This is a genomic window from Algibacter pectinivorans, from assembly GCF_900112595.1.
GTDB classification, from domain to species: Bacteria; Bacteroidota; Bacteroidia; order Flavobacteriales; family Flavobacteriaceae; genus Algibacter_B; species Algibacter_B pectinivorans.
Window position 1 is genome coordinate 1 of the sequence record NZ_FOMI01000013.1, and the last position, 14,099, is coordinate 14,099.

The following is a 14,099-nucleotide window of genomic DNA, read 5'->3' on the forward strand; positions in this document are numbered from 1 at the left end:
CGTTGTGCTTCATTTAACAAAATGACAGATTAATGAAAAAAATCTTCATGTTTATAACAATAATTTGCTTTCATTATGCAAAAGCTCAGAATGATATTAACTTAACTGACATTTTAGAAAATGTTGAAAGTCAAAGTCAAATTGATAGTCTGAAATTTTTATATCCTAATCTATCCATCAAAAAACACTCTTTATCTACTGGAGATAAAAACATTAATAAAAAAGTTTTCTTACTCGAAGAAAAAGAAATTAACGCAGACAGCATTGACGCAATTAAACTATTATCCCAAAAAGACATAAAAGAATTCAAAGTAAAATACATATTCATTAATGGAAAAAACCTTAACGAAAAGGAAATTAAGAAAATTCAAAAGAAAGCTTATAAAGAATTGAAAAAAGGCAAAACTTTTAGTGAAGTTGCCAATAAATACTCAATGGATCCTGGAAGTAAAGATGGTGATTTAGGTTGGTTTCCTGAAGGTCGCATGATTGAAAGGTTTGAAAATGCAATTAGAGAACATAAAAAAGATGAAATATTTCAAGTTTCAGACCAAAGTAGAAAATGGCATTTTATAATTTTAAAAAACCACGACGAGAGAGAAGCCAAAATATATGAATATATAACAATCACAAAATCGTAAAAAAACGAAAGCACAACAACGTGTATAATTAATTGCTTTGGTCGTTGCTTATTTGGAAAATTCCTTCGGAATTTTCTCGCGCTCGTTTTTGTTTACTAATTTAGTTGCTTAAACACGCAACTAACCATACACAAAACCGTTGTAGGTAATGCGAAAAAAAACCAACTAAAGATAAAACAGCTAATTATAATTAATTAAATTATATTTGCCTAATGGCAACAAGGATTGAAAATATAAATTCTAATATTATAAACTGGGCAATTACTCGAGCAGGTAATAATCTAGAAGAATTTTATGCGAATAATCCTGATGTTTTAGATTGGATAGAAGGAAATAAGAAACCTACTTTAAAACAATTAGAAAACTTCACTCATAAAGTTCACGTTCCTTTTGGATATATGTTTATGAATGAGCCACCTAAAGAGGAAATACCTATACCATTTTTTAGAACTGGAGCAGCACCTAGAGATAAAGTTTCTTTAAATGTCTATCATACTATCCAAATTATAAAGGACAGACAGAATTGGTTGACTAATTATTTACAAGAAAGCGAATATTCTGATTTAGACTTTGTAGGTAAATATAATGAAAACTCTAATTATAAGGAAATTGCAAATGATATTAGAAATACTTTAGGACTTCCTTTAAATTGGGCAAGTAAACTTGGTACTTGGGAACAAGCTTTAGATTATCTTACATTACAAATTGAGGAAATTGGAATAATTGTCAATTTTAATGGAGTTGTAGGAAACAACACTAGAAGAAAAATATTAGTTGAAGAATGTAGAGGCTTTGTTTTAGTAAATAACAAAGCACCTTTTCTATTTATAAATTCTGCAGATGCAAAAGCTGCACAAATGTTTACCTTAATTCACGAAATTGCTCATATTTGGCTAGGCGAAAGTGCTGGTTTTGACAACAAACAAATGCTTCCAGCTGATGACCCAACGGAATTATTATGTGATAAAGTTGCTGCTGAATTTTTAGTGCCTGAAACATTCTTTAGAGAAAAATGGAATAGCAGTCAAAACATAAAATATTTAAGTAGAGTTTTTAAAGTTAGTCCAATTGTAATTGCAAGAAGAGCATTAGATTTAGACTTAATATCTAAACCTTCTTTTTTTGAATTCTACAACAATTATATAGCAGAATTTAAAAACAAAAAGGAAAACCAAAGTTCTGGAGGGAATTTTTACGCAACCGCTAAAAAGAGAATTAGTTTAAGATTTGCTAGCTATGTGAATAATGCAGTAAATGAAAACAATCTTTTATATAGAGATGCATATAAATTAACTAGCTTAAAAGGAAATACGTACGACAAGTTTATTAACGAATATCTATTCCAAGTATGAATAAATATATCGTAGACTCAAACTTCTTCATACAAGCTCATCGCTCAATTTACCCTCTTGATGTTGTCCAAAGTTTTTGGTTAAAAGTTAATACTCTATCTCAAAATGGTACGATAGTAAGTATAGATAAGGTAAAAAAAGAAATTTATGACAATTCTTCTCACGAAGATGAACTTAAAGTATGGTGTGATGCTAATTTACCAAACGATTTTTTTATTAATACTGATATTGTTCTTCAAAATTATATTTCAATTGTAAACTGGACAAATTCAATGTCTCATCATTTTACACCAAATGCCATACAAGAGTTTCTTGAAACTGACCTTGCAGACCCTTGGTTGATAGCTTTTGCTATGAGTAATAATTGGACTATTGTAACTTATGAAAAGAGTCAACCAGAAAGAAAAAATAGAATAAAAATACCTGAAGTATGTAATCAATTTAATGTTAGACATATTGATACTATTCAAATGTTTAGAGAATTAAATGAAAGCTTCTAAAGCACTACCTACAACACCGTGTATAATTAATGGCTGGTTCTCGCCTACTTACGAAAATCCTCGCGGATTTTCTATTTAGTAATTATTTGCTAAATTAGGTGCTTAAAACACGCCACTAATCATACACAACAACGTTGGGCACAATTAAACAAAAACCGTGAAAATGAAAAGTAGAATATTATTATTATGTTTTTTCTTAGGATTTATCTCATTCAATAGAGCTTATTCTCAAGATGAAGATCTGACAAAAACTGAATTCAAAACTATCGCAGAAGGAACTGACTCGCCAATTCCTGACTTACAAATTGTTTGTTTTAATAAGTATTTTAACAAAGACTATTTACCTGCGGATTTTAGAAAAAAATATTATCTTGACGATAAAACGCTATATAAAAAGAAAATGTTGGTCGAGATTTTCCAATCTGACAAAAACAAAAAGGGATTTGACAAAATTGAACTAATCGCAATTAAGGAAAATGACAAAAAACTTGTTGTAGAATATAATCTTGTGAATTCAAATACAGAAAATGACGACAAGGAATTATCACCTTTTTTAATTGTTCAAGTTCCGAAATCAAAAAAAGAAATAAAGTTCATAGTCAACGGAACTGAATTAGGAAAAGCGACTGAACTTTACGTAGATTAAAATAACTGTGCCCAACAAAGTATAAAATTAATGCTTGGGTCTTTACTTAAACCAGCGATTATTCCTGTTTTGTTACGTCTGATTTTCCTTCGGAAAATCCTCGCACGCAAAACCGCACTAATCTTATACAAAACCGTTGTAACACATTATGAAAAAAACTCTGATATTATTAATAATCGCTATGACTTCAAATTTAGTTGAAGCGCAATTCATTAAAGAAAAATCAATAAATGCTCAAATTGGATATGGACTGAGCGCACCATATAATAGCGTTGATGAAGTTGTAGATGATGGATTTTTTGCACAAGGAGAATTAGTCCTTAAAGTAAAATCGTGGATTGAATTCAGACCATATGCAGGTTTTATCCTGACAAGTTCAAATGGAGAAGACCTTAATGGTAATCCTACTATTGAAAAAGCGGAAACAAAAGCATTTTTACTTGGAGGAAAAGTAAGAGTTAGAGCACCAATTCCTTGGGTAGCACCTTATGTGGAAATTGGAATTGGAACTTCAATTGGTAAATTTGAAACATTTACAGCATTTGATAACATAGACAAGAGCGGAATTATTTACCATATTCCATTCTCATTTGGACTTGAATTAGGGAAAAATAATAATGTTGATTTAGGATTTTCCTATTATTTTCAGCCATCAATTGAACAGTTCGCTGGAGCATTTGCGGTCGGAATTACATTTCCGTTGAATAATAAAAAATAACGTGTTACAACACCGTATATAATTTATTGCTGGCTATTTACCTATTTACGAAAATACTCGCGTATTTTCTATTTGGTTTTTATTTGCTAAATTAGGTGCTTTAAACACGCAACAAACAATATACAACAACGTTGTGCGTCATTTAACATCACAAAAACGAAAATATCAAAACTGAATGATAGGACCAGACAAAAAAGTAAAATTCCCACTTGAGAATTACGACAGACTTTGTTTCTTAAAAAACATTGTAAAGAACCCTAATATAATCATTGGAGACTACACATACTATGATGATTTTGAAAATGTAGAGAATTTTGAGAAAAATGTAAAATATCATTTTGACTTTATTGATGATAAATTAATAATTGGAAAATTCTGTATGATTGCTTCCGATGTTAAATTCATAATGAACGGTGCAAATCATTTGACTGACTCATTATCGACTTATCCTTTTGCAATTTTCGGAAATGGTTGGGAAAATGCAATGGATGGAAAGAGTTATCCCCAAAAAGGAAATATTAATATTGGTAACGATGTTTGGATAGGTTACAATGCAACTATTATGGCAGGAGTGACAATTGGAGATGGAGCAATTATTGCCACGAACTCGACCGTAATTAAAGATGTTGAACCTTATTCAATTGTTGGTGGAAATCCAGCAAAAGAAATTAAGAAGAGATTTTCTAAAGAAATAATCACAAAACTTTTAAAGACTCAATGGTGGAATTGGGATATTGAGAAAATTACAAAGAATGTTAAGAACTTGACTGACTCTGAAATTGAAAAAATAATTGAATAAAAAACGAACGCACAACAATGGCTATAAGTAATTGCTCGTTCTCACCTACTTCTGAAAATCCTCGCGGATTTTCAGTTTGGTGTGTACTTGCAAAGTTAAGTGCTAAACCACGCAACTACTCATAGCCGAGACCGTTGTAAGTAATGCGAAAATCGTGCTAAAATTGAATATTTGAACTAAAAAAGCCAACGCGCAAACAGCACATTTATTTTTTGCCAACGCGAAAAGCCAATCCTGAAAAAAATAAAAGAGCTGTTTCTTGCCAACGCAGAAAATAATCTTAAATTGAAAACTGAAAATAAAATATAAATAGAAGATGCCAATTCCAACAATGACTAACGCACAAAATGCGAAAAAGGATGAATTTTACACTCAATATCTTGACGTTGAAAAAGAAATGTCGGCATACTTGGAATTTGACGAAAATACTTTTCGTGGCAAAATAGTACTCTTACCTTGTGATGACCCAGAATGGAGTAATTTCACTAAATTCTTTGCTCAAAACTTTGAAAGATTTGGTCTTAAAAAATTAATAAGTACCAGTTATGCAGTTGAGAGTAAAAACTATAAGTCAAATTATCAACCAACTCTTTTTGAAATTAACAATCCACAATTTGACGAACAAAAAACAAGAATTAAAGGCAAAATATTTACACTTACACGAGATAAAACTGGAGATGGTGTAATTGATGTCAATGATTTGGAATGGAATTATTTAAAAGGAGATGGAGACTTTAGAAGTGATGAAATCAAAAAAATAAGAGACGAATCTGATATAATAATTACAAATCCACCATTTTCTCTTTTTAGAGAGTTTTTAGCTTGGATAGTTGAAGCAAATAAACAATTTGTGATTATTGGAAATATGAATGCAATATCATACAAAGAAGTATTTCCTTTGATAATGGCAAACAAAATGTGGACAGGCAACAGGTTTAATAGAAGAATTAATGGTAAAAATATGACTTTCTATGTGCCTGATGATTATAAATTAAGCGGAACAGAAGTAAATGTTGACGACAAAGGGAAAAAAATGATAAGTGTAGCAGGAACTGGATGGTACACAAATCTTGAACACGGAAGAAGACACCAACCATTGTCATTAATGACTATGGATGATAATATAAAATTTAGTAAACATAAAGAGGTTAGAGGTAAAGAATACGTCAAGTATGACAATTACGATGCAATTGAAATTCCTTTTACGGATGCAATTCCCAGCGATTACGATGGTATAATGGGTGTTCCTATTAGTTTTTTAACCAAATATAATCCAGAACAGTTTGAGATTGTAGGATTAACTCAAAGAGGTTGTCACGATGCTGTTCCTGATACAAAAACATATAATGATTATTGGGAAGTTAAACAAAGTGGAGAGAAAACAGGTTCTTCTGGTGGAAAAACAAATGGTAATGCTAATGTGGAAGGAAACGATGGTCGTAAAAACTATTTCATAAACAAAGATGGTAGAATTGTACAATCAAAATACCAAAGAATATTTATTAAACATAAAAAATGATTACAACTTTAAAAACAAATATAACTGTTGCTGACATTTGCGATGGCTTTGTTTACAATGAACTTGAGGGAAAAGGATTATTTGGATTATCTGGTAAATTGACGATACAGCCTGAATATCAAAGAAATTACATTTATGCAGATGGTAAAAGAGATGTTGCAGTAATTGAGTCGGTTTTAAAAGGCTATCCATTAGGCTTAATTTATTTTAATAAAGTAACTGATAATAATTTAGAAGTTCTTGATGGTCAACAAAGAATTACAAGTTTAGGTCGTTTTGTTACAAATAAATTCGCTGTTAAAGATGAGAATGGAATGGAGCAATATTTTGGTGGTATTGCTAAAGACAAACAAGAAAAAATCTTAAACACGCAATTACTAATTTACGAATGCGAAGGAGAAGAAAGCGAAATAAAAGAATGGTTTAAAACAATTAACATTGCAGGTGTTCCTCTTAATAGTCAAGAATTATTAAACGCAGTTTATTCTGGACCATTTGTTACTTTATTAAAACAAGAATTTAGTAATTCGCAAAATTCAAATATTCAAAAATGGAGTGCTTATGTAAGAGGTAATGTGGACAGACAAGAGTTTTTAGAAAGAGCTTTAGAATGGGTTAGCAAAAACAACATTGGCGAGTATATGAGTAAACATAGAAATGACAATAATATTAATGAAGTTAAAACATACTTTACTTCTGTAATAGATTGGGTTTCGAGCGTTTTCAAAGATGTTGAAAGTGAAATGTGTGGTTTAGAATGGGGTAAATTATACGAGGAATATCATAACAAATCTTATAATCCTAATAAAGTTTCTGAACAAGTTAAAGAGTTGTACTCAGACCCATATGTTAAGAACCGAAAAGGAATTTTTGAATATATTTTGGGAGGCTTAACTGACACAAAACTAATAGATGTTAGAATATTTGATGACGCAACAAAAAAAGCAACCTATTCAAAGCAAACGCAAGAAGCCGAGAAAAAAGAAATTTCTAATTGTCCTCTTTGTGCTATTGGTAGTAATTCTAATAAATCAAGAATATACAAATTAAAAGAAATGGATGCTGACCACGTAACAGCTTGGAGCAAAGGAGGAAAAACGGACTTAAATAATTGTGAAATGTTATGTAAAACTCACAATAGAGCAAAAGGAAATAAATAGAAATTTGAACTAAATAATGCCAACGCTTAAAGCCATACATATTTGCAATTCGCTTCAGCCAAGAAACAAGCCCAAAATTGCAAAAAAGTATGTCTTGCCAACGCTCACATTTGAAATAAATGACAAACATCCGAAAAATGAACTGAATGAAAAAAGCACTACTTACAACACCGTGTATAATTAATTGCTTGTCTATTAACTACTTACGAAAATTCTCGCAGACTTCAAATGTAGTTTTTATTTACTAAATTCCGTGCTTAAAACACGCAACTAATCATACACAAACACGTTATGTGCAAACTGAAACAAAAATCGAGAATTAAATAACCTATGAAACAAATGACTAAAATGCTGTTATTAATAACAGTAATCGGAATTACAAGTTGTAGTCCTAAAATCACATCAAATTTTACTAATCCACAACCCAAACTATCAATTGATGAAAAAGTAGCACTTTTGGATATCGAACACGAATTACCTGAAAATTTAACTAAAGTTGGAGAGTTAAGATTTCAAGATTCTGGATTTTCAACAGATTGCAGTTTCAACAGCTTAATGAATCAAGCAAGAATTGAGGCAAGAAAAAACGGAGCGAATATTGTTAAAGTGGTTGACAAAAAAAAGCCCGATTTATGGAGCAGTTGCCACAGATTAAAAATTGAACTTTATAAATATGATGGAGATGTTTCATCATTACCACAATATGAATTAAAACTTGACTAAATTTTAAAATCAAATCAATGAGAATTATTTTTAAAACCATTTTACTTTCGTCTGCCCTATTTTTAACAAGTTGCGCCACGATAATTTCTGGCTCAAGACAAAATGTGGAAATCGCTTCAGAACCAACTTCTGCAAAAGTTTATATTAATGAAATTGAAGTCGGAAATACACCTGTTCAACAAAATCTAAAAAGAAATCAAGAATATAATTTGGTACTCAAATTAGACGGATATGAAACCTATGAAACAAAACTGGAGAGAAAATTCAATGCTTGGTATATTGGAAATATTGCTTTCGGTGGACTAATTGGTATTATAATTGACCCGATAACTGGAGCAATGCATAAACTAAAGCCCGAAGAAATAAACGGAAGTCCGAAAAGTGGAACTACCTACAATACCGAAAATGGTAAACTATTCATAAGAATAAGTATGGATATTGACTCGAATTCAGAGAAAGTTGGACAATTAAAAAAATCGGAATAAAGTCTGCACATAACAATGGCTATAAGTAATTGCTTGTTCTCGCCTACTTCTGAAAATCCTCGCGGATTTTCAGTTTGGTGTATACTTGCAAAGTTAAGTGTTAACCCACGCAACTACTCATAGCCGAGACGTTGTGCTTCATTGCGGAACGCACTCAGAACGGAAACAAGCAATTTAAGAACATCTGACTTTTTACAAATTTTACGCTGAATAAATTACGCTGATTTCTCACTCAAAAGCGCAATGAAAATCGCATCTGAATTTTAGCAAGTTTTATAGAATCGGAATTTAAAAACGAAAAACTGAACAGATTGCGGAATTGCTCACTCAAACGGAATTGAAAAATATTGCGGAATATAAAGCTGACTGAATTCACTCAAACGCTAAAAAAAAAGAAATAGCAACTGAATTCAAACTGAAAGAAAAAACAACGAAAGCACAACAATGTATAAAAATAATTACTAGTTTAGTGCTCAACCAAAGGTCGTTGCTTATTTGTTACTTCTGATTTTCCTGCGGAAAATCCTCGCACACAAACACGCAACTATTCTTATACGTAAACGTTGGCAACAAGCTGAAAAAACTGAAACCTATGATACATTTAATTTGGTCAATAATAAACGGAATGATTGTTTTGTACTTTCTATATCTAATTGTCGGATTTATAGCTAAAGGAAAACGAATTTTTAAACCTCAATTTAAAGTTATCTCAATTTTTATAATGGTAATTGGAATTGTACAAATAATTTCTGCCTCTAACTCGGAAAAAAATACAAATAGAATTACGATAAATGAAGATTATAATAAACAGAATAATTCAAAAGTTAAAAAAGTAATACTCGAAGACAACTTGACTTTCGACATAAATATGCACGTAAAATATTCTGTTGAAAAAAATGAATTTATCCCAATTGAAAGTAATAGTTTTTTGACAGGATTTGTTAGTGGTTATGTTTGGGAATTTAAGTCGATTCAAACGAACAATTATAAACCGAATGAAAAAGCGGAATTTATTGCTGATGGAATTTTGAAATGGAATCTTTTCGGAATAAAGGTTTATAGCGAATCGAAAACATTTAGCGGAATAATAGAAAAATAAAAGCCAGTTGCCAACACCGTATATAATTTATTGCTGGTTCTAGCCTACTTACGAAAATCCTCGCGGATTTTCTATTCGGTTTTTATTTGTTAACTTAGTTGCTTAAACACGCAACAAACCATATACAAACACGTTGGCAAACATTATAAAAAATTGAATGGATATATTTAAAGCAGAAGAAAGAAACATTAGGAATATTCTTGAAAAAAAAGAAATAAAATATACTATTCCACGAAATCAAAGAGATTATGTTTGGGAAACAAAACAATGGAAAGAATTATTAGTTGACATTTATACTTCAATTAGTTTTGATGAAAATGGAGAAATAATTCTGAATGATTATTTCATTGGTAGTTGCGTTTTATCTGATACTAAAAAGAAAAATATAAAAAGTATAGTAGATGGTCAACAGAGACTTACAACAATAACAATTATTCTTTCGGTGATTTATGATCTCTTTGAAGAGAATAATCAAACGAAATTATTAGAAGGTATTTATTCCTATTTATTAAAAAAAGATGATGATGGTGATGATTATTTTGTGATTGAAAATAATGCTCTTGAACCATATTATTCAGAAGTTATATTAAACAAACCTATAGATGAAAATGATATAGTTCCAATAAGCGAGCAAGAAAAAAGAATATCTGAATGTTATTCTTTCTTTTACACTAACTTAAAATCAAAAATTGCAGAATTTGAAGAACACGAAATTGATTATTTAAAGGCTTTTAGATCTCAATTATTAAATTTAAAAATTATAGAAATTACAGTTGGGAATCAAATTGATGCTTATACAATATTCGAAATATTAAATGCTAAAGGAAAACAATTAGAATTAGGTGATCGAATGAAAAATTGGATTTTAAAAAGATTACCGAAACAATTTCCTACAGACACTGCTAAATCAAAATGGAATAAAATTAGAGAAAGTATAGAACCTATTTCTAAATCTGACAATAATTTTTCAAATTTTATTAAACATTTTTGGATTTCAAAATATGAAAAACTCAAAGATGAAGACGAAATTTATCATTATTTCAAGACAGAAGTTAGTCAAAGTGAAATGCCAAATTTTTTGAAAGAACTTCAAGAAAGTGCATTAGATTATAATAGAATTGCTACAGCAAATAGAAAAAAAATAAATTCAAAACTAGATTTTGTTTTAAGTAGCTTAATTACATTTAGAACTTCACAAATAAGACCAATTGCATTATCATTATTTTCAGTTTATAACAAAAATTTAATTTCTGAAAAAGAAATTACTAAATACTTAGAAATATTAGAACATTTCCATTTTATCTACACAGCAATATGTTCAACACCAGCGAATAAAGTTGAAAAAATATATCATAAGTACGCACCTTTAATTAGGAATAATTTTTCTAAAAAAATAATTTATGAATTAGTTGAAGAGTTAAACTCAATAAAACCGAATTATAATACTTTCAAACGAAATTTCTTAGTTAAAGGATTTTCAAATAAGAATAAGGATTTGAAAGTAAATAGATCAATAGTAAACTATATTTTACAAAAAATAGAATATTATAAACAAAATACCGATGAATTTGCTATTAATAATTTAACAATTGAGCACATTGCAAATGATGACGGAACAGAAAACACAGCTAGAATAGGAAATTTACTTCCTCTTTCTAAAAACATCAATTCAAACTGTGGAGACGAACCTCTGAAAGATAAAATTATTAAATACAGTAATTCTAGCTTTATAATGGTTAATGAATTTATAAAACATAATTCTGACAAAGAAGAATGGTCTGATAAAAATATTGGAGAAAGAACAACTGCTTTAGCTAAATTGAGTTATGAAAAAGTATGGAAGTTAAAAATTTAACGATTTGCCAACACCGTATAAAATTAATTGCTGGTTTTAGCCAGTTTACGAAAGTCCTCGCGGACTTTCTATCTGTGATTTATTTGCTAACTTTAGTGCTTAAATCACGCAACTAATCTTATACAAACACGTTGGGCATAATATAAGGCTAAAACCCAAATACAATGATTTAACACAAATATATGATAAGAAAAAACAAGAATTTAAAAAAGAAAACAATAATATTCATCAATGTATTTTTCGCTCTGTTTTTTTTAATTTCATGTGAAAAAGATGGAGATGTTTTTCTAAGAGTAGAAAACTTAAGAACTTATGAAATTGTAAATCTCAAAATTGGTAGTCTTGACTATGGAAATATAAGACCTAATGAAACGACTGACTACCAACAAATTGACACTGGCACATTTAACTCTTCTTACGAAATGAATGGAAGAGAACTTGCCGGGGAAATAAAAACATGGGGAATGGGTAATTTAAAATTGCAGATTCAGAATAATGGAGAACTTAAATTTATTGATGAATAAATACTATGCCCAACACAGTATATAAAAAATTGCTATTTTATGCTTAACCAATGTTAGTTGCTCGTTTGCTAGCTTCTGATTTTCCTTCGGAAAATCCTCGCATACAAACACGCAACTTTCCATATACAACAACGTTAGGTGTCAGTAAAAAAAAATCAAATCTAACTCCAATCAATGAAAAAAAACTAACGGCGGAACTCAAAAAAAAAAAAAAAAAAAACAACAAACGGATGACATAAAAAACAGCTGACCAGCGCCCGACTCAATAAAAAAAGAACCAATCTTTGCGCGTAAAAAGAGAAGCCACGGTTGCGAATAAAAAAGAGCAAGAATTCTGTTACAAATACAAAACCGCCACCTAACATTGTATAAAAATAATGCGTATTTTAGTACGAAATTTATAAGCCTGTGCTTGTTTGCTTGCTTCTGATTTTCCTTCGGAAAATCGCCGCACACAAACTCCGCACTATCATTATACTAGACCGTTAGCATACATTTAAAAAAAACCGAACAGCGAATGAAAACAGGAATAATAATTGGAATTTTAGTAGTAATCGGAATTATATATTTCGTCTCAAGAAATAAAAGTGGAACAAATAAAAATATACAAGTTGCTAAACAAATTCAACTTGCGGAATTGGAATCTGTAATGACTCAATTGTTAGATGGAAAAATGGAATATGACTTTTTCGGAATAACATCTGACGGAATTGATTGTATTTATTTTGCAGATAACAACGGAAAAATAAACATCGAATTTGAGGTTATGACAAACGACCAAAAACCTTATGTCGAAAAAATTACAAGTTTTGCGAATAAGAATAATTATAATTTAGTCAAAACGACTTACGGAAATAAACCTCATTACTCTGATTTAAAAGAAGCACCAGTTTATAAATTTGAATTAAATGCGGACAAATACAAAGCGACTGAAATTGGAACAGAAATAATGACCAAAATATTCAACAAAAACGGAACGACAAAATTTGACGTAGTTCCATAAGAAATAAAAAACGTATGCTAACACCGTGTAAAAAACATTGCTTATTTTAGTTTAACCGTTTGGTCGTTGCTTTGTTTGCTAGCTTCTGATTTTCCTTCGGAAAATCCTCGCACACAAACATGCAACGTTCCTTACACATAAACGTTAGGTGTCAGTAAAAAAATTTCAAATCTAACTCCAATCAATGAAAAAAAACTAACGGCGGAACTCAAAAAAAAAAAAAACACAACAAACGGATGACATAAAAAACAGCTGACCAGCGCCCGACTCAATAAAAAAAGAACCAATCTTTGCGCGTAAAAAGAGAAGCCACGGTTGCGAATAAAAAAGAGCAAGAATTCTGTTACAAATACAAAACCGCCACCTAACATTGTATAAAAATAATGCGTATTTTAGTACGAAATTTATAAGCCTGTGCTTGTTTGCTTGCTTCTGATTTTCCTTCGGAAAATCGCCGCACACAAACTCCGCACTATCATTATACGAGACCGTTCTACGCAATTTGAGAAAAACCTATGAAAAATATTAAACTGACATTTTTAAGTATCATAATTCTGACTTTATTTTCTTGTAATCAAAAAGTATATAAAGCTCTGAATGAATTAAAGAATATGCCACCAGCGGATTACAGTTATGTAATTGAACCAAAGTTTAATGAATCCAAAGAATCAGCTGAATTTAAAGTTATAGAATTGTTTTCCGCAGAAGAGTCTAAAATCGGAACTTATCATATTCACCAATATGACAAAGAAACTAAAGAACAAATAAATGAACGAATGTGGTTGCAAACTGTGTTGTTGAATTCAAAAAATCTGACTGACTATCAGAACGAAGAAGTAGCAACGAAATCAGCAAAAGAAGTAGCGAAATTTGTATTAAAGCAAATAAGTAATGTTTCTGACTATAAAAAAATACAAATCACATTTGTAAGACAATGGAATGACGGAAATATTAAACAAGAAAAAAGAACTGTTTATCTGACAATTCCTGAACTGAATAAAACTGAATTCTGAATAAAAACTGCGTAGAACACCGTGTATAATTCATTGCTAGTTATAGCCTGCTTACGAAAGTC

Annotated in this window: 15 protein-coding genes; all 15 read left to right on the plus strand. The window is 30.3% G+C overall.

Annotation, left to right across the window (positions count from 1 at the left end; translation table 11 throughout):
- Positions 1-32: 32 nt before the first annotated feature.
- Positions 33-641, plus strand: a complete 609-nt coding sequence (locus BMY96_RS15305) for a peptidylprolyl isomerase (RefSeq protein ID WP_092849902.1) — start codon at positions 33-35, stop codon at positions 639-641.
- A gap of 212 nt (positions 642-853) precedes the next feature.
- The gene (locus BMY96_RS15310; RefSeq protein ID WP_092853787.1) at positions 854-1,993 is read left to right on the plus strand and encodes an ImmA/IrrE family metallo-endopeptidase; all 1,140 of its coding nucleotides are present in this window, start codon (positions 854-856) and stop codon (positions 1,991-1,993) included.
- Positions 1,990-2,493 (plus strand): DUF4411 family protein, encoded by a 504-nt coding sequence (locus BMY96_RS15315; protein ID WP_092853789.1) that lies wholly within the window; start codon positions 1,990-1,992, stop codon positions 2,491-2,493. Before BMY96_RS15310 ends, BMY96_RS15315 begins: the two co-directional genes overlap by 4 nt.
- A 163-nt stretch (positions 2,494-2,656) precedes the next feature.
- Positions 2,657-3,139 (plus strand): hypothetical protein, encoded by a 483-nt coding sequence (locus BMY96_RS15320; RefSeq protein ID WP_092853791.1) that lies wholly within the window; start codon positions 2,657-2,659, stop codon positions 3,137-3,139.
- A 148-nt stretch (positions 3,140-3,287) separates the two neighbouring features.
- The gene (locus tag BMY96_RS15325) at positions 3,288-3,857 is read left to right on the plus strand and encodes a hypothetical protein (protein ID WP_092853793.1); all 570 of its coding nucleotides are present in this window, start codon (positions 3,288-3,290) and stop codon (positions 3,855-3,857) included.
- A gap of 175 nt (positions 3,858-4,032) precedes the next feature.
- A complete protein-coding gene (locus tag BMY96_RS15330) occupies positions 4,033-4,656 on the plus strand; it encodes a CatB-related O-acetyltransferase (RefSeq protein WP_092853795.1) in 624 nt (207 codons plus the stop codon).
- A 316-nt stretch (positions 4,657-4,972) separates the two neighbouring features.
- A complete protein-coding gene (locus tag BMY96_RS15335) occupies positions 4,973-6,175 on the plus strand; it encodes an adenine-specific methyltransferase EcoRI family protein (protein WP_139205276.1) in 1,203 nt (400 codons plus the stop codon).
- Positions 6,172-7,335 (plus strand): HNH endonuclease family protein, encoded by a 1,164-nt coding sequence (locus BMY96_RS15340; RefSeq protein ID WP_092853797.1) that lies wholly within the window; start codon positions 6,172-6,174, stop codon positions 7,333-7,335. Before BMY96_RS15335 ends, BMY96_RS15340 begins: the two co-directional genes overlap by 4 nt.
- A 330-nt stretch (positions 7,336-7,665) precedes the next feature.
- A complete protein-coding gene (locus tag BMY96_RS15345) occupies positions 7,666-8,058 on the plus strand; it encodes a hypothetical protein (protein ID WP_092853799.1) in 393 nt (130 codons plus the stop codon).
- Between the two features lie 17 nt (positions 8,059-8,075).
- Positions 8,076-8,543 carry a PEGA domain-containing protein gene (locus tag BMY96_RS15350; RefSeq protein ID WP_175473595.1) on the plus strand — a complete coding sequence of 156 codons (468 nt, stop codon included), beginning with the start codon at positions 8,076-8,078 and terminating at the stop codon, positions 8,541-8,543.
- 592 nt (positions 8,544-9,135) lie between these two features.
- The gene (locus BMY96_RS15360; RefSeq protein ID WP_092853803.1) at positions 9,136-9,642 is read left to right on the plus strand and encodes a hypothetical protein; all 507 of its coding nucleotides are present in this window, start codon (positions 9,136-9,138) and stop codon (positions 9,640-9,642) included.
- Positions 9,643-9,799: 157 nt separating this feature from the next.
- Complete coding sequence (locus BMY96_RS15365; RefSeq protein WP_092853805.1) at positions 9,800-11,497, plus strand: DUF262 domain-containing protein; 1,698 nt, start codon at positions 9,800-9,802, stop codon at positions 11,495-11,497.
- Positions 11,498-11,679: 182 nt separating this feature from the next.
- Entirely contained in the window at positions 11,680-12,021 is a 342-nt protein-coding gene (locus BMY96_RS15370; protein WP_092853807.1) for a hypothetical protein, read from the plus strand.
- Between the two features lie 517 nt (positions 12,022-12,538).
- Positions 12,539-13,024 carry a hypothetical protein gene (locus BMY96_RS15375; protein ID WP_092853809.1) on the plus strand — a complete coding sequence of 162 codons (486 nt, stop codon included), beginning with the start codon at positions 12,539-12,541 and terminating at the stop codon, positions 13,022-13,024.
- Positions 13,025-13,539: 515 nt separating this feature from the next.
- The gene (locus BMY96_RS15380) at positions 13,540-14,037 is read left to right on the plus strand and encodes a hypothetical protein (RefSeq protein WP_092853811.1); all 498 of its coding nucleotides are present in this window, start codon (positions 13,540-13,542) and stop codon (positions 14,035-14,037) included.
- The last annotated feature ends 62 nt before the right edge of the window (positions 14,038-14,099 follow it).